Source organism: Dankookia rubra (genome assembly GCF_004355005.1).
Lineage (GTDB): Bacteria > Pseudomonadota > Alphaproteobacteria > Acetobacterales > Acetobacteraceae > Paracraurococcus > Paracraurococcus ruber_A.
Genome location: NZ_SMSJ01000081.1, coordinates 1 through 23,067 on the forward strand (window position 1 = coordinate 1; position 23,067 = coordinate 23,067).

General features: G+C 65.4%; 19 protein-coding genes. 6 read left to right on the plus strand and 13 right to left on the minus strand.

Annotation, left to right across the window (positions count from 1 at the left end):
• Positions 1-91: 91 nt before the first annotated feature.
• Positions 92-2,014, minus strand: coding sequence for a PAS domain-containing protein (locus tag E2C06_RS38535; RefSeq protein WP_206664744.1), 1,923 nt, complete (start codon positions 2,012-2,014; stop codon positions 92-94).
• Between the two features lie 1,310 nt (positions 2,015-3,324).
• Between E2C06_RS38535 and E2C06_RS29110 the strand changes: the two genes are divergently transcribed.
• Positions 3,325-3,648: a hypothetical protein gene (locus E2C06_RS29110; protein ID WP_133292089.1), complete on the plus strand. Its 324-nt coding sequence runs from the start codon at positions 3,325-3,327 to the stop codon at positions 3,646-3,648.
• 306 nt (positions 3,649-3,954) lie between these two features.
• Here the strand turns inward: E2C06_RS29110 and E2C06_RS29115 are convergent, their stop codons facing one another.
• Both E2C06_RS29115 and E2C06_RS29120 read right to left on the minus strand, forming a co-directional pair.
• Positions 3,955-4,866 carry an IS3 family transposase gene (locus E2C06_RS29115; protein ID WP_133292090.1) on the minus strand — a complete coding sequence of 304 codons (912 nt, stop codon included), beginning with the start codon at positions 4,864-4,866 and terminating at the stop codon, positions 3,955-3,957.
• Complete coding sequence (locus E2C06_RS29120; RefSeq protein ID WP_133292091.1) at positions 4,866-5,210, minus strand: transposase; 345 nt, start codon at positions 5,208-5,210, stop codon at positions 4,866-4,868. Before E2C06_RS29120 ends, E2C06_RS29115 begins: the two co-directional genes overlap by 1 nt.
• Positions 5,211-5,664: 454 nt before the next feature.
• Here E2C06_RS29120 and E2C06_RS29125 point away from each other — a divergent pair, with 454 nt between their 5' ends.
• Positions 5,665-5,919, plus strand: coding sequence for a hypothetical protein (locus E2C06_RS29125; protein WP_133292092.1), 255 nt, complete (start codon positions 5,665-5,667; stop codon positions 5,917-5,919).
• A gap of 127 nt (positions 5,920-6,046) precedes the next feature.
• Here E2C06_RS29125 and E2C06_RS29130 read toward each other — a convergent pair whose 3' ends face one another.
• The 5 genes from E2C06_RS29130 to E2C06_RS29150 form a co-directional block, all read right to left on the minus strand.
• Positions 6,047-6,961 carry a PhnA-like protein gene (locus E2C06_RS29130; RefSeq protein WP_133292093.1) on the minus strand — a complete coding sequence of 305 codons (915 nt, stop codon included), beginning with the start codon at positions 6,959-6,961 and terminating at the stop codon, positions 6,047-6,049.
• Positions 6,962-7,648: 687 nt separating this feature from the next.
• Positions 7,649-9,856, minus strand: a complete 2,208-nt coding sequence (locus E2C06_RS29135; RefSeq protein ID WP_133292094.1) for a histidine kinase dimerization/phosphoacceptor domain -containing protein — start codon at positions 9,854-9,856, stop codon at positions 7,649-7,651.
• A gap of 232 nt (positions 9,857-10,088) precedes the next feature.
• Positions 10,089-10,466, minus strand: a complete 378-nt coding sequence (locus E2C06_RS29140; RefSeq protein WP_133292095.1) for a response regulator — start codon at positions 10,464-10,466, stop codon at positions 10,089-10,091.
• Entirely contained in the window at positions 10,463-11,941 is a 1,479-nt protein-coding gene (locus E2C06_RS29145) for an ATPase domain-containing protein (RefSeq protein ID WP_133292096.1), read from the minus strand. The genes E2C06_RS29140 and E2C06_RS29145 overlap by 4 nt, the downstream gene beginning before the upstream one ends.
• Positions 11,938-12,717 (minus strand): sensor histidine kinase, encoded by a 780-nt coding sequence (locus E2C06_RS29150; protein ID WP_165982735.1) that lies wholly within the window; start codon positions 12,715-12,717, stop codon positions 11,938-11,940. Before E2C06_RS29150 ends, E2C06_RS29145 begins: the two co-directional genes overlap by 4 nt.
• A 566-nt stretch (positions 12,718-13,283) precedes the next feature.
• Here E2C06_RS29150 and E2C06_RS29155 point away from each other — a divergent pair.
• The gene (locus E2C06_RS29155; RefSeq protein WP_133292098.1) at positions 13,284-14,009 is read left to right on the plus strand and encodes a hypothetical protein; all 726 of its coding nucleotides are present in this window, start codon (positions 13,284-13,286) and stop codon (positions 14,007-14,009) included.
• A 217-nt stretch (positions 14,010-14,226) separates the two neighbouring features.
• On the opposite strand, the gene E2C06_RS29160 is transcribed toward E2C06_RS29155, so the two are convergent.
• The 4 genes from E2C06_RS29160 to E2C06_RS29175 all read right to left on the minus strand — a co-directional run bounded on the left by E2C06_RS29160 (position 14,227) and on the right by E2C06_RS29175 (position 19,284).
• Positions 14,227-14,415, minus strand: a complete 189-nt coding sequence (locus E2C06_RS29160; RefSeq protein WP_133292099.1) for a hypothetical protein — start codon at positions 14,413-14,415, stop codon at positions 14,227-14,229.
• 98 nt (positions 14,416-14,513) lie between these two features.
• On the minus strand, positions 14,514-16,445 hold the full coding sequence (locus tag E2C06_RS29165) for a potassium transporter Kup (RefSeq protein ID WP_133292100.1): 1,932 nt from the start codon (positions 16,443-16,445) through the stop codon (positions 14,514-14,516).
• Between the two features lie 250 nt (positions 16,446-16,695).
• Complete coding sequence (locus E2C06_RS29170) at positions 16,696-17,931, minus strand: IS110 family RNA-guided transposase (RefSeq protein WP_133292101.1); 1,236 nt, start codon at positions 17,929-17,931, stop codon at positions 16,696-16,698.
• A gap of 519 nt (positions 17,932-18,450) precedes the next feature.
• Positions 18,451-19,284: a hypothetical protein gene (locus E2C06_RS29175; RefSeq protein WP_165982736.1), complete on the minus strand. Its 834-nt coding sequence runs from the start codon at positions 19,282-19,284 to the stop codon at positions 18,451-18,453.
• A gap of 505 nt (positions 19,285-19,789) precedes the next feature.
• On the opposite strand from E2C06_RS29175, the gene E2C06_RS29185 reads away from it, so the two are divergent.
• The 3 genes from E2C06_RS29185 (at position 19,790) to E2C06_RS29195 (ending at position 22,538) form a co-directional block, all read left to right on the plus strand.
• Positions 19,790-20,656, plus strand: coding sequence for a hypothetical protein (locus E2C06_RS29185; RefSeq protein ID WP_165982737.1), 867 nt, complete (start codon positions 19,790-19,792; stop codon positions 20,654-20,656).
• Between the two features lie 49 nt (positions 20,657-20,705).
• The gene (locus E2C06_RS29190; protein WP_133292105.1) at positions 20,706-21,242 is read left to right on the plus strand and encodes a DNA-binding protein; all 537 of its coding nucleotides are present in this window, start codon (positions 20,706-20,708) and stop codon (positions 21,240-21,242) included.
• 99 nt (positions 21,243-21,341) lie between these two features.
• Positions 21,342-22,538, plus strand: a complete 1,197-nt coding sequence (locus E2C06_RS29195; RefSeq protein WP_133292106.1) for a nucleotidyltransferase domain-containing protein — start codon at positions 21,342-21,344, stop codon at positions 22,536-22,538.
• A 301-nt stretch (positions 22,539-22,839) separates the two neighbouring features.
• Here E2C06_RS29195 and E2C06_RS29200 read toward each other — a convergent pair.
• Positions 22,840-23,067: hypothetical protein (locus E2C06_RS29200; protein WP_206664745.1), on the minus strand; the 228-nt coding region annotated here is incomplete at its 5' end.

The following is a 23,067-nucleotide window of genomic DNA, read 5'->3' on the forward strand; positions in this document are numbered from 1 at the left end:
CTGTGTAGGCTGGTGCGAGACATCGGCCCAACATGGTGAGGCTCAGCCGGCGCACTGCCCTACGTGTCGAAACCGACCTGAAGGGCCAGACTTATTTCGCGTTCAGACTCTTACCGACCTCCTTGGTGGTGAAAAATGGGTCGAAGGCCTTAGCAACAACCTCAGCGGACATGCCCGGCCCGCTGTCGGTCACCGCGATCAGCACGTACTGCCCAGGTGACACTCCGAAATGCGCAGCGGCATAGCGGTCGTCGAGGTGGGCATTCCCCGTCTCTATAGTCAGGCGTCCGCCCTCCGGCATCGCGTCGCGAGCATTGACCGCGAGGTTGAGGATGACGTTCTCCAGCCCGTTCGGGTCGGCATGCGTGCGCCACAATCCACCTGCAAGCACGGTTTCCAGGCGGATACCGGCTCCGAGAGAGCGCTGTAGAAGATCGGCCATACCGGCCACGAGCTTGTTAGCGTCAATCGGCTCGGGCCGGAGCGGCTGTTGCCGCGAGAAGGCGAGAAGCCTTTGCGTCAGGACTGCGGCCCGCCGGGCACCTTCGGTGGCCGCGTCGATGTAACGCCGGGCCCGGGCATCGGTGGTTCCAAGGCGGCGGCCGAGCAGGTCGAGCGAGCCGATAACCACGCCAAGCATGTTGTTAAAGTCATGCGCGATGCCGCCCGTGAGCTGGCCCACAGCTTCCATCTTTTGAGCTTGACGCAGCTGATCCGAGAGCTGCCGCCTGTCCGTGATATCGCGCCCTGAAGCGTAGAATGTGTCGCCTTCGGGCACCCAGGTCCAACTGAACCAGTATTCCGAGCCGCTTTTAGCGCGTAGACGCACGTCTAAGTCTCGGACGACCTTGCCCGACGCGAGATGCTCGATCGCTCGCTTGACGGTTGGAATTTCGTCCAGATGGACGAAAGTATCGAAGGTTTGGCCGGCAATCTCGTCCAACGGAAAGCCAAGCGTCTTGCTCCAAGCCGGATTGGCTGAGCGCAGCACGCCATCGAGGCTGCCGACGGCGAACAGGTCGCGACTGGTCCGCCAGACGCGATCGAGTTCGCGCGTGCGTTCGGCGAGTTGCCTGACCGCGACCGCTTCGCCCCGCGTACGGCGAAGTGCCGTCAGGGCAAGCAAGACGAGAGCCCCCGTCGCGGGTAGGCCAAACAGCAGGTAGCGCGCCAGGCTCCCGCGCCACTCAGCAAGCACGGTCGCCCGGTCAATTCCGGCTGTCACGTAGACCGGGTGGTGAGGCAGGCGCCGGTAGACGTAGAGGCGCCGGATGTTGTCGACCCCCGATACAGTCTCGTAGGCGCCTTGCTGTGGGTTCTGGGCAATCGAGATCATGAAGGTGCTGGTGGAGGACAGGCGCGCCGCTACGTCCACCGCACCGGGATAGCGGGCGAGTACGGCACCATCGGCCCGCAGCAGGGTCACGGTGTCGAGGTCGTGCCCGGCGATTTGCCGGAATTGCTCGATGAAGTACGTGGGCTTGGTTGAGATTGCGATCAGGCCACGGAATGACTCTGGCTGGGCTACGGCCTCTGACGTCTCCTGGAACTGCCCACCCCGGCGCTTTGCAATGAGAAAGGTTGTGTTGTTCGCTCGAAGGCGACCTTGCAGGACTGCGCTGACGAAGGTCTGCTCAGAGGAGGCGGTGCTGTCTTTAAGGGCCTCAAAGTAATCCCGACCACTATAGTCTGTGCTACGGTCGGTTGGAAAAAGAGCGCTGAAGACGAGGGGGTGACCCTGCTCGTTGACAACGAGAACAAATTGCACCTGCTCGAGCGACGCGGCAATTGCCTTCGTCCGGTTGTGGAACTCGCCTTCGCGGGCCCAAATCTCCTCGTTCGGAAGGTCGGCCAAAATGTCGTCGACGCGTCCCGCGACGAGATCAAGGGTTTCAAAGACCTTGGCCGACTGCTCGTAAAGGATGTCGACACCACGGGAGAGCCGCGCCCAGGCTTCCGCGAAGTGCTGTTGGTAGGACACGAGCGCGGCGCCGGCGAAGACCAGGGCCGGCACCAGAACCACCGCAGCTAGGAGAAGTCTGAGGGGGCGTTCAGCCGCGGACACGGGTGTATCAGGGCTGCTCATCGCTCCTCGCATCATCGCGGCAGAGTGTAACGGTGCGAGCGGGTCTGTACATCAAAATGCAGAATTCGATACCAAAACAGTGTCTCTTTCCAAAGGACCCACCGTTAGGATCTGACGCGGAATAACTAATCGCTTGTAATGTCGGCTCAGTGGCTAAGGGCCGGAAGGGACTGACGGTGGCTGCTAGCGTATTCGGCGGAGTGATCGACCTCGCTCTGGAGACGCTGATCGAGGATGCCATCCGCGGTGATCCGGAGACGGCGTTGCGCTGGGTGAGGTGATCCGGAGACGGCGTTGCGCTGGGTGAGGTGATCCGGAGACGGCGTTGCGCTGGGTGAGCCGCAGCCAGCGTCAGATCGCCCGCGTGCTGGGCTATCAAGGTCACGGATGCCGAGATGGCGGCGCTCGCCATCGAGCGTGACGCGTTTCATGGCGAGTGGAACTGCACCATGTCGCCCAATCTGCATCTATCCTGACGCACTTATTCCGCGTCACATCCTCAGTGCGGGACGCTCGAAGAAAGCCCATTTCTACAAGCTGGTGCTAGAAACCGCGTTGCCGAGGAAAGTGGCTGGCGCTGCCCACCGGGACGGCATAGGTTGCGTCTGCCTCCCGCTGGCAAAAAGAAGGCGACGCCCGCTGGGCGAGCGCCGCCGAGTTTAGGGAGGAAACGTCCAAGAAAGCAGGCAAGGCGGCGGAGACGCCGTCTTGCTGCGCTGCACCAATTAGGCTCTACCTTGGGGGACTGCAACCCTCCCCTCGGACCCCACTCGCCGCGAAGCTCGTGGCGTCTCCAACACGCCCGGGCCGAGTGGCACCGGAGGATGGCTCAAGGCCCGTTCGGTCGCGCGTCCGATTGGCGCTCTCCCCTGGCGGAGAGCGCGTGTCCACTGCCGCAACACAGCCGCCGCTACTTAGAAGACGTCCCTCACAGCGCTGTGGCCCGACGCGTCGCCTGAACACGCTCAAGAGAGGCTGCCCTGCGACGTTCCTCCCGCAGCACCTCAATCGTCGGTTGCCACCAGCCACGCGCCAAGTCAGCCGGATGAGGTACTGTCCGTGCGGGCCAGGTCCGAGGGAAGGCAGCGGAGCTCACTTGGCGCACACGTAGTGAAGGCCCTCGTCGCATCGGGTGCCACCGCGTCTGGCTTGATGCTGCTTGTGCTTCGCTTCTGTGCTGGTGGTCGGAGCGCTTAGCTATTCAGAAAGTAGCAGCCGAGGTGTGTCACACAGCCAGGATGGCCAACAGGACGTCCAACGACGGCAACGACGTCGCCGAGGTGACTTTGCGGCTGACTCTGTCGGGGCGGCGCGTCCTGCCTTATGACGAGCGCCTGACAGTTGCCTGCTTTGACCATGGTATCCGTCTGGCACAAGCCGGGGCGGATCTGCCGGACTGGTTGGTCACCGCGCCGCCTTGGGCCCGGGCTGCGGTGGCGATCGGGCGCTCAAGTGCGCTGCGCATGATCCAGGAGGACCGCCTGCTCAGCGCACGCGGGGCCGTCGAAGCTACCAACCCGATGCTGGAGCCTGAGCCATTCTGGCGACGGTGGATGGGCTGAGCGAGCTGGAACAACGCGCGCCGTGACGATAGCAGCAGAGATGGTGCTTGGACTGGCCCTTGCCCTAGTCGCTGTTGTCTCCAACGGTTCGTCCCTACCCGCCCGGACCAAATGGTTCCTGCTTCTGTTGGCCTTCGTCGCCGGCAGTTTGGCCTTCGTCGCCGGCAGTTTGGCCGCACTCCGCCGGCAAGGCATGCTGTGACCGAGGAACGCGCGCCGTCTGGTGCGTGACAGCCTTGCTTCGTCCAGCTCGAGGCGAGGATCGCCTGATTGTACCGCACCCGGCTTCCTGGACATCTGGTTGGACTATGCGGCGCGCCTGAGGGGCGTGTCGAGCCAAGCGGCGCGTGCATCGAGCGGGCTGCGGTAGCCGTTCTTCTCGACCAGCCACTCGGCGTTGTAGCAGGCGGTGAAGGCGCGGACGGCGTCGCGGACCTCGTCGATGGTCTGGAAGATGCGGCCGTGGATGGCCTGCTCTTTCAGGGTTCGGAAGAGCCTCTCGATGACACCATTCGTCTCGGGCTCGCCGACGAAGGCGTAGCTCGGCGAGATGCCCCAGAACCTGGCCTGCTTCTGGAAATGGTCGGCCATGAAGTTGCTTCCGTGGTCGTGGCGGAGCGCGAGGCCGCGGGCGGCGTCAGCAGAGAGGTGGCCGAACTGCTGGCGGACCGCCATGCCGAGCGCCTGGGTCGCCTCGAAGCGGGTGCCGGGCTTCGTCACGTGCCAGCCCAGGAGCTCTGCGTTCCAATGCTCCGCGACACCGAAGATCCAGACCTTGCCGTCCTGGACGGTGGTGACCTGGGTGGCGTCGGTCGCCCACATGATGTTCGGCGCCGCGGTGATGATCTGGCGCTGATGCGCGTCGTTCGACTTGCGGCGCGGGCGGTGGGGCGAGAGCAGGGTGTGCTCGCGCATCAGGCGCAGGACGCGCTTGGCGGAGACGCGGATGCCGTCGCGCACGCGCAGGCGGGCCCAGACCTTCCGGTGGCCCTCGCCTGTCCAGGGGGAGCGGTCGAGGTCGTGCCGGATGGCAGCAAGCGGGGCCGCGTCCGTGACGGCGGGTTTCGGTCCGCGGCGCGCCGGCAGTGGCGCCGGGCTGGCGCTGGCCGATGTCGGCGTCTGGGCGGCGTAGAAGCTGGAGCGAGGCACGCCCCAGACCTGACAGACGCGCCGGATGCCATAGGTCTGGCCGCTGGTGGGTGAAGTCGCCTTGGCCATCAGCGCGACCTCCGCCGGGCCAAAGGGGTGGAGCACTCCATCTTGGCGCGGAGCAGCTCGACCTCCATGCTGAGCTCGCCGATGCGCTGCATGGTCGCGGCGAGTTCGGTGGCGGCGGTGTCGGCCTCGCGTTCCTTGAGCGCGCCATCGACGGCGGCCTCAGCCTTCTGCCGCCACTGCTCGAGCTTGAACATCGGCAGGCCGAGCTCGCGCGAGAGCAGTTCGGCGCTCTCGCCCCGCAGCAGGCGCAGGACGACCTCGCGCTTGCGCGCAACGCTCCAGCGCTGGCCGGGTGCCAGAGGCCCGACTTTCGGCCCCGGCGCAGCGGGCGGCGACGTGGCCAGGCCGGGCGTAGCCTAGCCCGTGGACAGCGCGGACGGGCTGCGCCCGCCCTCGCTGCCCACCGGCTCATCAACGGCTAGAGGATGATCGAGCTTCTTCATGCTGGACATCATCGTTCCGGTCTCTCCTCGGACGAATGGGTGTCCAGGGAAACCGGGTGCAGCTCAGAGGGTCGCCTGATCTTGTTGTCCGCTTCGCTGACATTAGTGGCGGGCCACACGTTATCTCCGCGCCGAGAATGCCGCATCCCTGATGCTTCCAGGAGTGGCCGGTTGCCGGTTGGTCTTACTGTTGGTGGCTCAGAAAGGCTCCAAAGCTAAATGCACTTCCGGACTGAACAGTGCACTTGTTTCGCGTCGGTTCGCCCGAGGTGATGTTCCATTCACGGGCGGGTGTGGGGTTGGCGACGTGACATCCTCAGACGCTGTGCTCGCTCGGCAGGGGTTGCGGGCTGAGGTGCGCAGGCTTGCATCTGCCATTCGGGAAGTCGAAGAGACACTGCCAGGTTTCTTCGGTAAAGACGCGGCTGTTATTCGCTGCCAAGCAGCAGGCGACGACGTGCCGCCGGAGGTGCTGCAGCAGACGCTGGGCCGATTGAGGCTGGCGTTTTTGCCTGTCTGGCTCGCTCACGAAGTCGGTTTTGAGGTCGATGCTGGACATAACGTCCAGCAAGCGTGGGAACGGATAAAGGCTCGTTCCTTCAGGATTTGAAACGTCTCGAGATGCTGTATGCGGCAGCTTGTGATGCTTGGATCGCCATGCCAACCGCGGCTCGAGACATCAGCCTACACGGCCCAGGTAAGGGCAACCAAGATGGCCGGGTAGGGCGGCGCTCGCCTCAGAAGGCGCGCCTTGTTCCGGCCCGCGCCGTCTCGGGGTGCGGCGTGCCGATGCCGCCGCCGAACCACGCCGCGATCGCGCCGAGCACGAGAGCGACGAAGCCGAAGAGACCAGCGCGGGAGGCACCCTTGCGCGCCACCTCGGCAGCCTGGGTGGCCTGCTGCTTGGCCCGGTCCATCGTCTGCCGGTACTGCTGCTCGACTTGGCCGAGCCGGGTCCGCGCCTCGTCCGGGCTGATGTTGGCCACCCGTGCAAGGCTGTCCACCGCGCGGTCCCGCGCTTCATTGGTAGCGCGCTGGTCGCCGCCTGCGCTGGCCCGGACGTAGGCAATGATGTTGTTCTGCACACTTTGCGTGTCCGAGGGGTTCACCAGGGACCGCACCTGCGCTTCCAGCCCGCCCGCGTCGGTGGCTTGCGCGACACCGGTCGCCGCGGAAGCCGCGGTGCGGCCCACCCCGCTAAGCGTGCTGCCAAGGGCGCTGAAGGTGCCGCCGACGATGCTGCCGAGCACGGTGGTGAGCAGGTAGAAGATTACCAACGTCGTCGCGCACCAGGTGACCAAGCCATGCCAGCGCGCGGTGTTGGGCTGGGCTGCCCCGCAGAGCCGCCCGGCGACCACGCCACCGAAGAAGGAGGCGATGATGCCGGACAGTGTCCACCAGATGCCCGCGCCGATGGAGAAGGTGCTCGCGTCCGGGTTGTCGGCAGTGTTGGCCACGTTCACGGCCGACAGGCCGACACCGATGCCGAGCAGGTTGATGAGTAGCTGGGCGACCAGGGCGGCGACCACCCCGGCGATGATGGCGCCCCAGGAGGCTCGGTTGAAGAGGTAGGTGCGCTGGTCGTCCGAGACGAGCGCGGATGCCGCTGCGGTGCTGACGGCAGGCGTGGGCTGCGTGGGGGCGGTGGCCATGGGCCTACCTCTTTCAATGGATGCGAAAGCTGCAGAACCCCCGGGGAAGCCATGCGCGAGCCAGGGGTTCCCCGGCGCGGGGTCACACTTCCAGACCTCGCCCGCGGAGGCGGGGACCGTCTCGGCGAGCCGCCGCAGCTGGTTTCGCTCCAGATGTGGTGCCAGCCTGCTCGCATGTCTCTGCAACCAACGCTCGGGCGCTGGCGGGCGAGGGGCGAGGGGCGAGGGGCGGCCACCCCGGCGTGCATCCCGGTGCGCGGCTGGCGGCAGGTGCTGCGCCACTGCGCCTGGCGCATGTTCGATGACCGCCTACTCGGCGAGGCCGCCGCGGTGGCGTTCGCCCCGCTACTCGCCCGCTGCTACCGGGCGTGTCACCGCGACGCCTTGCGCCCCCGTGTACCGAGCCTTCTTCCCCTAGCCCGCGGTCTCCGCGGCGATCGGCTCGCCGACGTGCCGTGGCCTTGCCTTAAATGCCGGCCCGGGGCCAGGAGCGCCGCGCTTGCTGTCGAAGGCCGCTTTCAACTTATGAACTCTTGGTAGGTCGAGACAGTCGGAAACATGACGCGACGCATCACAGAGCCGCTTCCGGTTCGCCAGCATTCTGGTCCTGCCCGGCGGGACTACTAAACTCGGGGCGGAACAGCGCGTGCCTGCTCGCTACCCCAAGGCCGCCAAGCTGCTGGAGCGTCACGAGGCCAGTGGTCGGTGGCCCTCGGCTTCTGGATGACTTTCGAAGTGGGCGGGCAGCGGCACCGTCAGGACGACCCTGGTTCCTGGCTTGTTGTCTTGAAACGCAATCTCCCCCTTAACCTGTGCAACCAGGGTGCGCGTCAACCGCCACCCGAAGCCTCCGGGCCGCTCCTCCTGCAGCATGCCCGTCCCTTGGTCGGCGACGGTGATCCGAATGCTTCCGCTCGATCCCCTGCCGACTGTCACGTCGATTGGGCCTGACGCGCCGCGATAGGCGTGCTTGACGGCGTTGGTGAGGAGCTCCGTGACGACCAGGGCCAGCACGACGGCCGTGTCGGTCGGCACAAGCACGGGCGCTGCACGGATCCCAATGTTCCTATCCCAGCTCGGCCCCCACCCCTCGACGAGCCCGTCCCGGAGCTCGCGGAGGTAGGTGTCGAAGCTGACACTCTGCACATGGTCCGATCGCCAGAGACGGCGGTGGACGGCGGAGACCGCGAGCAGCCGGCGTCGAGCCTCGGCGAAATGTGCCGCCAGAACGGGGTCCGCCACCTCTCTCTCCTGCAGTCCAAGCATCGAATTGACGAGCTGCAAGCTGTTCTGGACCCGGTGGTGGACCTCACCCATCAGGAGGTCCTTTTGGACGATCAGCTCCTCCTTGTCCGAGAGAGTCTGCCGGAGCCGCCTGTTGAGCTCCTCCAGCCTCTGCTGCCGCCCGAGATCGAAAACTGCACGCCGGAACCGCCGTGCCGCGTCGAGCTCAGCCGCCGTCCAGGGCCGCGAGCGGCCGTGTACGGCTTCGCGCCAAACGGCAAATGACGCCCGTGGCGTCAGAACCCCGGGTATAGTCCCGGGCTCGGCGGGCTTGTGCGGATTGCCGGCCCAGTTGATCACCTCAAGCCGCTCCGCCCGGAACCACAGCAGCACCAGCGGCTCCTCGCGCGATATCACGGCGGCAAGCAGTCCGCTCGCCTGTGCCCGGTAGGACGAGGCGGGGGCGTGCCGCTCGGACAGCCGGTCGGTTGAATACAGCTCTGGGGCGCCCTCGCGCAGCAGCCAGCAGGCCAGGTCCGCGATTTCCGTATCGGACGGGCGGTGCCCAAAGCTGGCAATGACCTCGCCGCGGCGGCAGATCGCCATGCCATCGGACGGCAAGACAGTGCGCAGGTCTGCTGCGTGCTCGGCCAGCGCGTCCTCGACGTTATCCGTGCGAGCAAGGACCAGCAGCAACTCATCCCGCACCTCTGCCAGACGCCGAGCCTGGATGTGGGCTTCGGCCTCTTCCCGCGCGGCGATCTGCTGCGACAGGATCTGGCCGACATGCCTGCATGCCTCACGCAGTTCGTAGGGTACCAGCCTGGGCGCCGTGTGGTGGCAGGCGACAAGCCCCCAAAGTACCCCGTCGCGCACGATGGAGACCGACATTGACGCCGAGACACCCATGTTCCGCAGGTACTGGAGGTGAACCGGTGACACGCTGCGCAGGGCGCAGTCGCTCATATCGAGTGGCCGACCGGTGCTGGAGCAAAGCTGGGGCATCAGAGGAGCAGGCACGTAGTTCACGTCGGGGATCACCCGGATGGGATTGCGCAGGTAGAGTTCGCGCGCTTGCCTTGGGATGTCGGAGGCGGGGTAATGGTGGTTGAGGAATGGCGACAACTCGGCGGCCTTGTCCTCGGCGAGCACGCACCCCGAGCCGTCCTCCAGAAAGCGGTAGACCATGACCCGGTCGAAGCCGATCAGGCTGCGGATCTCGCGCGCCGCGGCTTGACAGGCGCGAGGCAAGTCGGGCGCGGCTTCCAGGGAAGCGGCGACCGCACGCACCACGGCGAGGAGGCGGGCAGCCGAAGGGCGGACTTCAGGGGTGAGCTCAAGTTCCAGGAGGACAACGCCGTCCCGGTCGTGGGCGACCACATCGATTTCGCCACTGCGCGCGGCCAGCCTGACCGAGCCGAGGTAGGCCGGCTCATTGCCCGCAGTGATACCTGCCGATCGCGCCAGAGCTTCGAAACGAGCAACCAGCAGATCGCCGACTTGCCGACCCAAAGGGGGGCTTTCAAGGCCCAGCAGACCGTCCGTGTCTCCGGCGACCTGCAGAATTTTCTCCGACACGGGGTCAATGACAAGCAGGACGCCGTGCGGCTGGATGGCGCCCGGGATGTGGATCGGCTCCTGGTCGCAAATGGTCAGGTCGATTGACTGCACCGGCTCATGTCCTGGGCTTGCAAGCGATTCCGCGCGACGCCGCAGAATGACTATGGCGCATCAGAGCCGGAAGGGACGCACTTGAAATGGCCCTCATCAGCTAAACCCTCAGCGCCGGCCTTGCCGCGGAACACCACGCGGGTGAGCTGGTGACTTGCATTGCCCAGTCGAACCGCACCAGGATGCGCCGATTGACCGGTCGGCTCGGTGCTGTGGCTTAGCTTTAGGGAGGTCAGATCCCAGGTTGGTCAGCCTCGCCGAGAACCTGTCCAATCGCCCTTAGGACTTCGCCGGCGGTGTAGGGTTTGCGCAGAATCGCAGCAACGCCGTCGGCCTGAGCCCGAACCGTGGCCTCGGGCAGGGAGCTCAGGATGATGACTGGAATACCGCTGAGCTCCAGGTCGGCGGCCATGGCCCTGAGCATTGCAGGCCCGTTCATCACCGGCATCATCATGTCGAGCAGCACGATGTCTACCTGTGCCTCAGCCAGCCGCTCCAGACCCTGCCGGCCGTTGGCGGCTGTCGTCACCTGGTAGCCCGCGTCCTGCAGGGCCGCTTCGAGCGCCATGGCGATAAGCGCCTCATCGTCGACCACCAGGACCGTTGTCATGTCTCCTCCGGCGTTGTCGGCCGGCTGCTGGTGCGGTCGCGGGCGAACCCACTCAGAACCTCCTCCGCACCCTCGAAGTTGCCTTCGAGCACGATACCTTGGTCGGTGATGACGAACTCTCGCAGGTTGGCATCGAAGTCGCTGTCGCGGACCTTCAGGACGGAAAGGAGCCGGCGGGAGCGCGAGCGGTACTCCACGTAGCGTAGCGCGATGAGGTTCTCCAGCAGCGACGACATGCCAGTGACGGGCATCTCAAGGCCGGGGCCGAACAGATCTCTGGTTTCCATGGTGTAGAGTGTCGTCACCCCGCGCGCCCGGAGCTCATTGGCGAAGACGGCGAAGAAGCGGCTGATACGCCCGGGTTCGATCGAGGCTTCGATGAAGCCGCCGAGTCCATCGAGAAACAGCCGCTTGACGCCACGACAGGCGATGGCGTCCAGCAGACGGTGCGCGAGCGCGTCCTGGACATTCTCGCTCTGCGGCTGCCAGAGGATCTCGACCTCACCCCGATCGACCTTCTCCCCGAGGTTCAATCCGAGTCTGGCCGCCTTGTGCAACAAGCGGGGCGGTGTTTCGTAGAAGCCAAAAAGGAGGCCCGGCTCAGTCGCATTCGATTGGGCCATGAACTGCAGGCCCATCGTGGTCTTGCCAACACCCGAAGGGCCAAGCATGCCGGTGACCGTCGCTTCCGGGAGGCCACCGCCTCCGAGCATCGTGTCCAGTCCCACTACACCGGTCGACAGCCGGCCGGCCCGGACCTCGTCCGGACGTGTGGTCACGCGGAACGCCGCCTCAATGCGCGGGTAGACCACCAGGCCCTTGGGGGTAATGCGGAATGCATGCCGGCCGGGCAGGTAGTCGCTGCCACGGAGTTTGTTGACGAAGACCCCCCGCTCGGTACGAGACTCGTGCCGCACATCGGTCAGCTCGACGACACCGTCGACCATGGTGTGCTCGGGGGACATGGCCTGTCCCTTCGCGGTGGCGAGCAGAAAGACCGTGCAGCCATGCAGCCCCGCCTGCGTCTGTAGCTCCTGGATGAACATCTTGAACTCGGTAGCCGACACCGCGCGGTCTTCCGCGGCCACCAGCCCGTCCAGGATCATGATGGTCGCCTGTTGCGCCACGATCTCACGTCGGACAAGCGTCACCAGCCCTGCCAGCCCCTCGCCCTCGAGAACGCCGAAGCCGCTGATGTAGGAGACCTGCTCTGACAGGCGCGAGGCGTCAAAGAAGCGCATGGTGCCGAGGTGCAGCAGCATCCGGGCGTGGGTCTCAGACAGGAGGGTAACGTAGAGTGCCCGGCCGCCCGAGACGGCATGGTGATAGCAAATCTGATTGGCCAGGATGGTCTTGCCTGTGCCAGGTGGCCCCTGGAGAATGTGGATGCCCCCCATTGGGAAGCCGCCGCGCAGGATCAGATCAAGGCCGGGAACCCCGCTCGGCACCCGCTCGATCGTTTGCTCCTCGCTCATGCGCCTGTCCCCTCCGCTTCCAAGGGCAAGGTGACGACAAAGGTCGCTCCTTTGCCTGGAGCACTCTCGATGCTGATCGCGCCACCCATGGCTACGACCAGCTGATTGACCAGCCATAGACCGACGCCGAACCCACCGTGCTCACGGCGGGCAACGGCCCGCTCGAAGCGCTGGAAAATCCGGGCTCGATCCTCTTCGGAGATGCCGATGCCTTGGTCCCGGACAGTCAGCTGCGCGACCCGGCTGTCGGCACGCAGCGTCAGGGTGACTGGCCGACCGGCGCCGAACTTTAGAGCATTCGAAAGCAGATTTTCGACCACCTGCTCGACAGCAAGTCGGTCCCACATACCAACGATGCCCTCCTGCAGGTCGGGATCCACACGGGACCGTGCCATGCGGGCCGCTGGCTCGGCGCGGTCCACCACCTCCCGCACAACGCGAGAAAGGTCAACTTCCGAAGGTTCGATCCGAATATTTCCCGCGGCAATACGGGATACGTCGAGCAGGGTGGTCGAGCGCCGCACGAAATCCCGTACCGCGTATTCGAGGAGCTCGAGGCGTGGAGCCAGAACCTCCGGGCGACAACGGCGGGGATCCTTTGCCGCTGTGACCAGGTTGTGGACCTGCATGAGAATGGGCGTCATCGGGTTGCGCAATTCGTGCGCCGCGATCGAGACGAACTCGTCTCGCGCCCGAACTGCCTCGCGCAGCTCCTCAATAAGGCGGTCCTTATCTGGTGTGCCGTCGCCGTCGTCAGCTTGGCCGACATCTGTCATGGGGTCCTCAGGCGGCATTTGGGGCAGCGAGACAGGCGCATCACCGCCGAGGCGGCAGCAAGGCAACCGCGCTCTGCCGGGAATGCACGTGGTTGCTGGGCAGTGTCCTACCGCTACGGCGGGCGGTAAAGCGAATGGCCGGCCAGGCGCAATCGCATCGCTCAACTGGAGGTAATCGTGGCAGGTCGATTCCGGTCAGGGAAGCAACCAGAATGAGCTCGCAAGGCGCCAAGTCGCCCTATGTTCGCCGTCGCTTTCTGGCCAAAAGTCAACATCGGGCAGCACGTACTGAACTGGTACGACAGCTTCGGCGTCTCGGTGCTGGGATCGCAGCGCGTTGCCATTGCTTCAGTCGCGGCACCCTGGGCGAGCCTCCTGAACTATGGCCCGATTGCCGCGGACGGCACCGTGAAGGTTCTCCTCTCTTTTAGTGATTGCGTCATGGATGGCATGGCCGGCGCCCAGGCGGTGTGTGCAGGCGCTGGAGCGTATGCTGCACGGCCCGGTCCTGGCCAAGTTGCAGACCTGCCCGCCCGGTGTGACATTGCGGGACCGGAGGAACCCACATGCGCCGCCTTGCTATCCTTGCGTCAGCCCTGATGCTCGTCGCCCAGGCCATGCCCGCCGGTGCCGCCGGATTTGACGAATTCCAGATCTTTGATGGCCGGATCGGCGGGCCCGGCGCGGTGGACCTGAACCTGCATTTGAATGTAGGCCGGCGCGGCAGGCTGGGCGAGGGGGCGCCGCGCAACGGGCTGCTGTTCTCATCCGAGATCGGCCTGCCCACCACGCCGTGGCACGAGGTGGCGGTGTTCCTGCCGGTCGCACGAGAGTTCTCCGGCGATACCTTTGGCGGCGGCTTCAAGGTCCGCAATACCTTCATCACCCCCGGCGCTGCCGAGCGGCCCTTTGCCTATGGAGTAGACGTCGAGCTACGCTATCAGTCAGCCCGCTTCTCCGAAGCCGATTGGGCGATGACCTTGCGGCCGATCATCGATCTGCGGCACGGGCCCTGGCAGCTGATCCTGAACCCGGCGGTCGAATTCCCGCTCGACCATGGCAGCGCAATCTTCGCCCCGGCCGTGCGTGGGGTGCGTCAGGTGGCGGAGGCGGTCTGGCTCGGCATCGAGCACTACATGGATTTTGGCCGCTTCGACCGGCCAGAGGCGCCGCGCGGCCAGGCGCACCAGATGTTCGTAACCACCGACTTCAAACTGTCGGAGCGCTTCGCACTGCATCTCGGCCTCGGCCATGGGCTGACCCATCCAGCGACCGCTGGGCTGGTAAGGTAATCCTCGGCATCGATTTTTGAGCCCGGTTTCGGCGCTGAGCCGCCGAGCCATGGTGGCTGCTGGCTGAGGGTGACCGCCGGCTCAGCATGACGAAACGCGCCACCTAACCCGCGTCCAGTGGGACCTGTGGTCTGGCTACTAGCGACAAGAAGGCACCGCTTAGTCATCTCTTTCTGGTCCGAAAAGCGGGAACTGAAATTTCTAACCTGGACGCGATTTAGGCACTGAACAGAAATTCGACCCAGGTCAGGGCGAGCCGCAACCGAAGCAACGCTTCGAGCGCCGCAAGGCCCCAGCTCTGGCGGCCAACCATGCCGTCGCAATAGCACCAGACCAGCAGCGCAGCACCTGTGGCGACGGCGTGACTGATGGGTGGTTGTCCCGCCGGCACCAGCGTGGACAGCATGGCGCTGACCGAAAGAGTCGTTAGGCCAAGGCCTGCAGCGTCTCGCACAATCGCCGGGAGGGACCACAGAGACCCACCTACCCCATGCCGGCCCGTACTCACAGCTCGACCCGCGTGCCGAGTTCGACCACGCGCTGTGGCGGGATCAGGAAGTAGTCTGGCGCCCGCACGGCGTTGCGGGTCATGAAGGCGAAGATCTGCTCCTGCCAGGGCGGCAGTTCCGGGCGTATGGCCGGCACGGGGGTCTCATTGCCGAGGAAGAAGGAGGCGTCCTCCGGGGCAAAGCCGACCACATCGCGGTGCAGGCGCAGCGCCGTGGGTACATCCGGCTTCTCGGCGAAGCCGAAGCGCAAGGTGACATGGCGGAAGCCGCCCGGCAGTGCCTCCATCGTCACACGCTCGGCTTCCAGAATGCGCGGTACGCGTTCCGCCATGACATGCAGCAGCACCACGCGCTCGTGCAGCACCCCGTTATGCCGCAGGTTCAGCGCCAGCGCCGCCGGCACAACCTCCCGCTGTCCAGTCAGGTAGACCGCTGTGCCAGGGACCCGCAGCGGAGCGCCTGGCGCGTCAAGGCTGGAGAGAAAGGCCATGAGCGTTGGCGCACCTTCGTCCCGCCGGGCCAGCAGGACCGTGCGCCCTCGGCGCCAGATCAGCATCATGCTCAGCGCCACAGCGCCGACCAGCAGAGGGAACCAGCCCCCGGCCGGGATCTTGTGCACGTTGCCCGCGACGAAGAGGAGGTCGAGTACCAGGAAGGGCCCGGCGACTGCTGCGACCAGCGGCCAGGACAGGCGCCAGTGACCATGCGCCACCACGGCCATCAGCAGCGTCGTCACCATCATATCGCCGGCCACGGCGATGCCGTAGGCATTGGCCAGTGCCTCCGAGCTGCGGAAGCCCAGCACCAGGACCAGCACCGCAGCAGCGAGCAGCCAGTTGATGTGCGGCAGGTAGACCTGCCCCGCCGTTTCTTGCGAGGTCTGGCGGACTTCGAGCCGAGGCACGACGCCGAGTTGGATCGCCTGCTGCACCAGGGCAAACGCGCCGGAGATCACTGCCTGGCTGGCGATTACTGTCGCCGCTGTGGCCAGCGCCACCGCCGGGTAGAGTAGAGGCCCGGGGAAGAGCCCGAAGAAAGGATTGGCAGCCGCAGCCGGGTCCTCCAGCACCAGGGCGGCTTGGCCAAGATAGTTCAGCACCAGCGCCGGCATGACGAAGGCGAACCAGTCGATGCGGATCGCACGGCGGCCAAAATGGCCCATATCGGCATAAAGCGCCTCGCCGCCGGTCAGGGCCAGAAACGCCGACCCGAGCACCGCCAGAGCGCCGTGCCCCGGATGGTGGGCGAGAAATGTGAATGCATGACGTGGGTCGAGCGCGGTCAGGACCTCGGGCCGTGCCAGCACATGCACCAGGCCGGACAGTGCGAGCATGGCAAACCACGCCGCCGTCACGGGCCCGAACAGCCGTCCCATCTGGGCGCTGCCATGGCTCTGAATGGCGAAGAGGCCGACCAGCACCACGGCCGCGATCGGCACGATGTAGGGCTCGAAAATGGGTGTGGCCACGGCCAGCCCCTCGACCGCCGAGAGCACCGAGATGGCTGGCGTGATCATGGCGTCCCCGAAGAACAGCGACGCCCCGGCGAGACCGATCATCAGTACCGGGATGCGCAGCCGCTCCGCGGCGGCCGGCACAGCGAGCGACAGCAGCGCCATCGTCCCGCCCTCGCCTTGATTGTCGGCGCGCATGACGAGCACGACATACTTCAGTGCCACGACCAGCGTGACGGCCCAGAAGACCAGCGAGAGCACACCGAAGACGGTCTGCGACGATGCCGCGACCGCGTCGCCTTCTGCGCCCGCGGCCCGCAGCGTCTCGCGAAAGGCGTAGATTGGGCTGGTGCCGATGTCGCCGAACACCACGCCGAGTGCGCCAAGCAGCAGGGCCGCGCCGGCGGGATGGGCTGCCGCCGCAGGGGTGGAGACGGCAGCAGGGGAGATACTGTCAGTGGCGTTGCTGGGCATGACCGGGCTCCTCTGTCTCGAGCACGGCCCCATAAGCCGCTGTGGTCCGGAAACGCGCACTGCGCTCCGTAATGCCCCATGGCCAGGCAGGTTCCTCGGTAAAGCAAGGAACCCGCCGGCGACAGGTCGGCCAACCACCGATGGTTGCGTGAGGCAAGGCAATGACTGACCGGAGCGCTATCGATTTGGCTGGCCCGAAAATACACACGGTGGGCCGGGCCCGGGGTGTTTATGAGGCATGTGGCGGGGCTCAGGCTGCGGCCTTGGCCCGGAGCATGACGTCGTAGCCGAGTGCGTCGAGACGGCGGACGAGGCGCTTGGCGGTGCGGTACTTGTCGACGCGGTCGAGGTAGTCGGCACCGAGATCGGCGAAGGCAACGGCGCGCTGCAGCATGTCGAAAGCAGCGACCAGGATCTTGTGAGCGACCGCCACGGCGGCCTTCTTGGCACCCATGCGTGCCCGCAGCCGTTGGAACTTGTCGCGCAGGTAGCTGCCCTTGGTCCTGGCGCCGCATACCGCGGCGGTGACCAGGGTGGCCTTGAGGTATGGGTTGCCCTTGCGGGTGCCGCGCCGTTTCTGTTTGCCCGCGCTCTCATGGTTGGCCGGGCAGAGCCCGGCCCAGGCGGCCAGGCGCTGGGCGGTGCCGAAGGCGGCCATGTCCACCCCGATCTCGGCGATGATCGCGGCCGCCGTCAGCGCGTCCACGCCGGGGATGGTCAGCAGCAAGGCCTGCTGGGCGGCGAAGGGGCGCATGGCGGCGCCGATCGCCGCCTCGACCTCGGCGAGGTCGCGCCCGAGCTCTTCGAGGCGGCGGATGTGCAAGCTGAGCAGGAAACGTTGGTGTTCGGCGAGGTGCCCGTCGAGGGCGAGGGTGAGCCGGTCGAGCTTGTGCCGAAGGCGCCGCTTGGCGAGGTCGGCCATGGCCGCGGGCGCGGCGGTGCCCTCGGCCAGGGCGCGCAGCATCAGCATGCCGGAGACCCCGAACACGCTGCTCATCACGCCCGCGAGCTTGATGCCGGCGCTCTCCAGCAGCTTGAGCGTGCGGTTGCGCTCCGCCGCCATGGTGCCGACCAGCGCCTTACGGTGGCGCACCAGTTCGCGCAGCACCCGGACCTCCGGCGGCGGCACAAAGCTGGCACGCACCAGCCCGTGCCGGACCAGGTCGGCGATCCACTCCGCGTCCTTCACATCAGTCTTGCGCCCGGGCACATTGCACATGTGCGAGGCATTGCCGACGATCAGGGTGAAGGCACCCTCCAGGGCGGCGTGGACGGGCTGCCAGTAGACGCCGGTCCCCTCCATGCCGACGTGGGTGACCCCTTTCTCGAGCAGCCACGCGCGCAAGGCCGCGAGGTCCTGGCGCATGGTGCCGAAGCTGCGCACCTCCTTGGTCGGCCGGCGCCCTGCCGCGCCGAGGATGACGCAGGCCACCACCGAGCCCTGGTGCACGTCGAGCCCGGCGGCGCGTTCGATGAGTGCTTCCATCGCCACCTCCCGAGGTGGCGGGCGCGGCGCCGCGGGACGGAAGACAGAGGCTGGCCCACGTGCTGACCGGACAAGCCGGTTGCGACCTTCGGTGGTCCCTGAACGCGGCGCGGACCGATCTCTTATCCGGGGTCGGATGCCACCTACCCACTACCGGCCTCCACGCGTCCGCCGCCCGATATGTTGGAGCGATCCCCCGTCGGTCCACCCCGAGCCCATTTTCTCCTCAAGGCGGTGCGCGGAACGCGCTGGGCATCTCTTATTGCAAATCCGCGGTGATGGATCCAAGGCTGGAATAGCGTGCCCGGAAGGGGATTTTGATTACGTGCGGGGGGCGGGATAGCGACCCCCTGACATCATCACAGACCGTCCCTGGACATGCTACCAAGCATAGATCCATCACCCCCGATCCTGACAAAAGCCACACCCTCTATGTTCGATAAGGGCGGATTATCGAACCATATTTTCAGCGCTGCGACACCAACGATGTTGGTAGAGGCTAGTTGTTCGCCGTCGTCGTCATGAGCGATCAGAAATTTCAGAACGGCGCGCACGATATTCGAAATCGGCGAGGTCACTGTAAGCCACACGCTCTGTTCCTGTGAGGTCGTGGACTCGTAGGTGGCCAAGTTTTACGAGATCTTCCACACGATCTCGCAGAACTCCCCAGCGTGCAGCTACCTGATCGAGACTGAGAAAAGCTGCCTTCCCAAGATCAGGGGAGGTGCTTACATTCCCACCGACCGGGTCGAAATGAACTTCAAGTGTAGCAAGGTCAATGACGAGGTTCTTCTGCTGCCCGATTTTAGCCAATTGGTGGCCGCGTCGGAGCGGTACAGTTCCCTGTGCGACCCAGGCTCGAATACCACTTTCTCCAATTGGATCAGCAAATTCCTTGCTTAGCTGCCGTGCCAAGCGAGATGCACCACCGAGTGCTGCTACTACGTTTCGAACGCAGTCCTGCTGGGCGGCGAGCAACGCATCCTGGCCCTTGTTGAAAGCACCGCAGTTGGGATCAGCCTTCTCTGCTTCTGCAGCTTGATTTTCCTGGTGCGTTGAACCCTGTTGCTGAGTGGTCCCGCTCTCATCGCTCATAGGAAGTACCTTCATGTTATAAGCCATGAGGCTCTGCCGCGACGCGAATGGCTCCAGCAAAATCCTTCCGAGCTCGCTTGATTTCAGACGGAATACGGGCCCGTGTATCATTGGGTGACCCGGCGGGATACCGTCGAGCCGCGCCGCCTCGGCGCGGGAGGCGTGCTGCTCATCCGGCGCCGCCGTGCCGGGCTGGCGGGGCTGCAGGGGATCGAGGGCATCACGCCGCACAGCCTGCGCACCGGATTTGTCACGCACGCCTACCAGGCTGGCCTACGCGACAAACAAATCATGCAACACACCCGCCACCGCGACTTGGCCTCTATGCGCCGCTATGTGCGGAGGGCCCGGCTGCTCCAGGACAGTGCCGCGCAGCAGTTATGCCGGATTGCGAGGCTTTGCTGCCTCGGTGGTCATGCGCGGGGGAGCCATCTCTCGCTCCAGGTTGTTGCGCGTCACGGCCCCGCACCTCGACACGATCCACTGTCCCGCGCCGACCGTGGCCACCGTTGCGGAGCATGTATCGCTAATTTTTGGGCGCCTCCTAAAGGCCCGTCAGGGCGGGGTGGCACATCGGGGCCGGGATTGCCGACTGAACCCCGGCTGTGCGCCAAATATCCTTACAATTGGGCAACCGCCTCCACATCTCATCCGCGCGATTGATGCACCGGCCGACCGGGGGGTGTCGACATCGGTCGAGGGGGTTGTGTCTACGGTGCTTTGCGCAATCAGGCTTTCTGCTGTGTGGGTCGATGCCGCCGCTATGGAGCGCGCCATCCAAGCTGCCAGCGCGCCCCACGGGCCGGGAATCTATGAGGTGGAGTTCCACTTCCCGGTCGGCAGCAAGGTCATGATTGATGCGGCGATCCGTATCCTCTCCCTGGCCAACCAACTCGCCTTCACCACCCGCCGCGTGCGGCTGATCTTCGATGAGGGTGAGGCCGGGACGATGGGCTACCTCAATCGGATGGGCTTCTTCGACCATTTGGCACGGGAGGTCGAGGTCATGCCGGCGCGGCCGGCGCAATCCGGCGCGGCGATATATCGCGGAAGCAATGCCGGCCTCGTCGAGATCGCTCGGATCAACAAGGACCATCGCGACCATCAGCTTCCCGGCCGCCTTGCGGATGCGATTGGCCGCGGCTGCGCGGCGCGAGCTGATATCGAAGAGCTGAAGGGCGCAGCCTGGACAATCTTTGCCGAACTCATCGACAACGTCTTCTCCCATAGCCAAACGCCGCTGGACGGGCTCGCTGCCCTGCAGATGTACCCGCGAGGCGATCGGCTGATGGTCGCTGTCTCGGACAGCGGCCTCGGAATCATGGAGACGCTTCGGCCGGCCCTCCTGGCAAGCAGCCCTTATCTGGCGGCGCTCTCTGACCTCGATCTGCTGGTGGAGATCTTCCGCCAGGGAATCTCCCGCCACGGCGCCGACCGCGGCGACGGCCTCAAGGGAAGCGCCGCAAAGGCCATGAAATTCCAGGCGGACCTTGATGTCCGGCTGCCCTCTCAGCGGGTCCGATTGGTGCCGGCCAGGGGCACCTATGCCCCGAACACCGCCTATTGCTCCGACGGCCTTCCCCTTCTTTGGGGCACCCACATCGCCTTCACCTTTCGGCTCCATGCTTGACGATTGCCCCCAGTCTGCTTAAATGAAACCGGTGAACGGGAGCGGCTGTTTGATCGTATTGCGCGACCACATGGAGGACGGGCAGGGCTGGGGCCGCGAGCAGGGGCGTTTGGTCTTCCAGCGGTTGCTGGAACAGGTCGAGGCAGTTCCCGCTTGCGTCGTCTTCCAGATTTCGATGCGCGGTGTGGAGCGCGCCGATATCTCGTTCACGTCGGAGACACTCGTCGAATTGGCCCGGCGATTCCGACGTGTGAAGGGATTTTGTCTGGTCGATCTTACCGACCGGGACGTGAAAGAGAACTGTGATGCCGCGGCCACCAGGAAGGAGCAGCCCCTGACGGTTTGGACGCGGGGGAAGGCAGAGGTGCTGGGGGCTCAGCCCAGCCAGGGCACGCGGGAAGCGCTCGAGTTCGCCCTTCAGCGGCCGCGCACCCGGGCTGCGGAATTCGTTGCCGAGCGGCCAGGGCTATCCATCGCCAATGCCAGTATGAAGTTCAAGCAGCTTTGGGAGCAGGGTTTCCTGCTCCGCGAAGAAAGCACCGCCGACACGGGCGGCACGGAGTATGTCTACAGCCGCATCGCATGATGTCTTTTAAGTGCCGTTAAACGGTTTCAATAAAGGAGACTTCACCAAGCCGCGGCGCGGAGCGGCTCGGAGCACCGGAAGCCGCGCTGGGAGCCTAGAATGTTTATTGAACGGCAGACTCTGCTGCGGAAGGCGCAGCTCTTCTCTCTCCTCGAGCAGCACTGCCAGAGGCTGGAGCCGACCGCGACGCAGCTGGAGCGCGCCCAGACAAGCTACGAGGCGGTCGGTCGGTGGCTGGCCGCCGCTGACGACCAGTGGCTCCGCTGGAGCAGCATCTATCTGCAGGGGTCGACCGCCCTCGGCACCACGATCAAGCCGATCGGCCAGAACGAGCACGACGTCGACCTTGTCTGCCATATTCCAGGCCTCGGCCGCTGGGCGACGCCGGCGCAGTGCAAGCATCTGGTCGGCGAACGGCTGAGGGCCAGCCAGCGATACGCAGCCATTCTCGTGGAGAAGCCGCGGTGCTGGCGCCTGAACTATGCAGGCGACTTCCATTTGGACATCACATCGTCGGTCCCCAATACCGCCTGCCCGAAAGGCGGTGAACTCGTCCCAGACAAGCTGCTGCGCTCCTGGAAGGCGACCAACCCCAAGGGCTATCGGGACGCCTTCAAGGCGCGGGCAGAGCTGGTCCCGCAGATGCGCCTGCTGAAGAGCTTCGTTCAGGACGGGACCCGAGCCGATGCCAACATCGAACCCTTCCCCGAGCAGCCCCGCTTCAAGGGCATTCTGTGCCGCATCGTCCAGATCCTGAAGCGACATCGAGACGTCTTTTTCGATGGCGGCGATGCGTCTGTGGCGCCGATCTCGGTGATCATCACGACGCTGGCGTCCTGGAGCTATGAGTATAGCGTGCGCAGCATGGTGTTCGATAGCGAGCTGGATGTGTTGTGCACCGTCGTCGAGCACATGCCGCGCTTTATCCAGCGCGAAATCGTGGCCGGCCGGGTTCAGTGGCTGATCCCCAACGAGACGACCGTGGGGGAGAACTTCGCGGAGCGTTGGAATGCGAACCCGGCCCTGGCGACCGCCTTCTTCGAGTGGCACGCCGCTGCGGAGCAGGCGCTCAGGAACCTCATGGAGGCGAGGGGGCTTGACGGGCTGAGTGACGTGCTGGCGAAGGCGTTCGGGCAGGCTCACTCCGCCGAGGTGATGAACAACATGGTGGCGGGCGTGACGGCCGCTCGCTTCGGCGGCAGTCTCGGCCTCGCGCCACGGATTGGACTTACGTCGACAGCGCCGGTCGCGCGCGTGACCCCCGTGCGCACCAACACCTTCTTCGGAGCGCCCTGAGCCACGATGCGCTTCGATCGGCGTCGCTCTCTCACCGTTCCTCAGCAGTATCTCGGACTGCGAGGCAATCCCGTTTCTGCCGGTGAGGGACGCTTGGGCGTCGGCGCGCTAAGCTGGCGGTGGCCCGTGATGCCGACGCTACTTAGTCGGCAGTATGCCGTGCGCATCGAGTACCGCCAGAGCGGGACGCCGGAGGTCTACGTCGAGAATCCCGATCTCACGATCCTCGCTGCGGGCCGCAGGTTGCCGGTACCCATCCGGCCAAGGCCGCGGTTGTTGCGGGCTGGGGTTTTGGCGACGCTCACCGCTTCTGATCGAGGCTGAGATCCTTGAGGCTTTCGATGTCGCGAGCAGTGAACCCGAGCGTGACGCGGTCGTCGACGTCGCGGATCCAGAGGCAGCCGTCCTCGGGCTCGAGCTGCTCGGCGAGCTCGCTCAGCCATTCCTCATCCTCGCCGAGCATCTCGGCAACGCGGGCGATGGTGAATACGTAGCTCGGTGCGGCCATGGTCAGGCCGCCTTGGCGACA

Excerpts from the sequence above, each read along its gene's own strand:
- E2C06_RS29165 (WP_133292100.1), bottom strand. The coding sequence starts at position 16,445 with ATGCCCAGCAACGCCACTGACAGTATCTCCCCTGCTGCCGTCTCCACC.
- E2C06_RS29195 (WP_133292106.1), top strand. The coding sequence starts at position 21,342 with ATGTTTATTGAACGGCAGACTCTGCTGCGGAAGGCGCAGCTCTTCTCT.
- E2C06_RS29110 (WP_133292089.1), top strand. The coding sequence starts at position 3,325 with ATGGCCAACAGGACGTCCAACGACGGCAACGACGTCGCCGAGGTGACT.
- E2C06_RS29140 (WP_133292095.1), bottom strand. The coding sequence starts at position 10,466 with ATGACAACGGTCCTGGTGGTCGACGATGAGGCGCTTATCGCCATGGCG.
- E2C06_RS29130 (WP_133292093.1), bottom strand. The coding sequence starts at position 6,961 with ATGGCCACCGCCCCCACGCAGCCCACGCCTGCCGTCAGCACCGCAGCG.
- E2C06_RS29170 (WP_133292101.1), bottom strand. The coding sequence starts at position 17,931 with ATGGAAGCACTCATCGAACGCGCCGCCGGGCTCGACGTGCACCAGGGC.
- E2C06_RS29155 (WP_133292098.1), top strand. The coding sequence starts at position 13,284 with ATGCGCCGCCTTGCTATCCTTGCGTCAGCCCTGATGCTCGTCGCCCAG.
- E2C06_RS29150 (WP_165982735.1), bottom strand. The coding sequence starts at position 12,717 with ATGACAGATGTCGGCCAAGCTGACGACGGCGACGGCACACCAGATAAG.
- E2C06_RS29160 (WP_133292099.1), bottom strand. The coding sequence starts at position 14,415 with ATGCTGTCCACGCTGGTGCCGGCGGGACAACCACCCATCAGTCACGCC.
- E2C06_RS29145 (WP_133292096.1), bottom strand. The coding sequence starts at position 11,941 with ATGAGCGAGGAGCAAACGATCGAGCGGGTGCCGAGCGGGGTTCCCGGC.
- E2C06_RS29185 (WP_165982737.1), top strand. The coding sequence starts at position 19,790 with ATGGAGCGCGCCATCCAAGCTGCCAGCGCGCCCCACGGGCCGGGAATC.
- E2C06_RS29115 (WP_133292090.1), bottom strand. The coding sequence starts at position 4,866 with ATGGCCAAGGCGACTTCACCCACCAGCGGCCAGACCTATGGCATCCGG.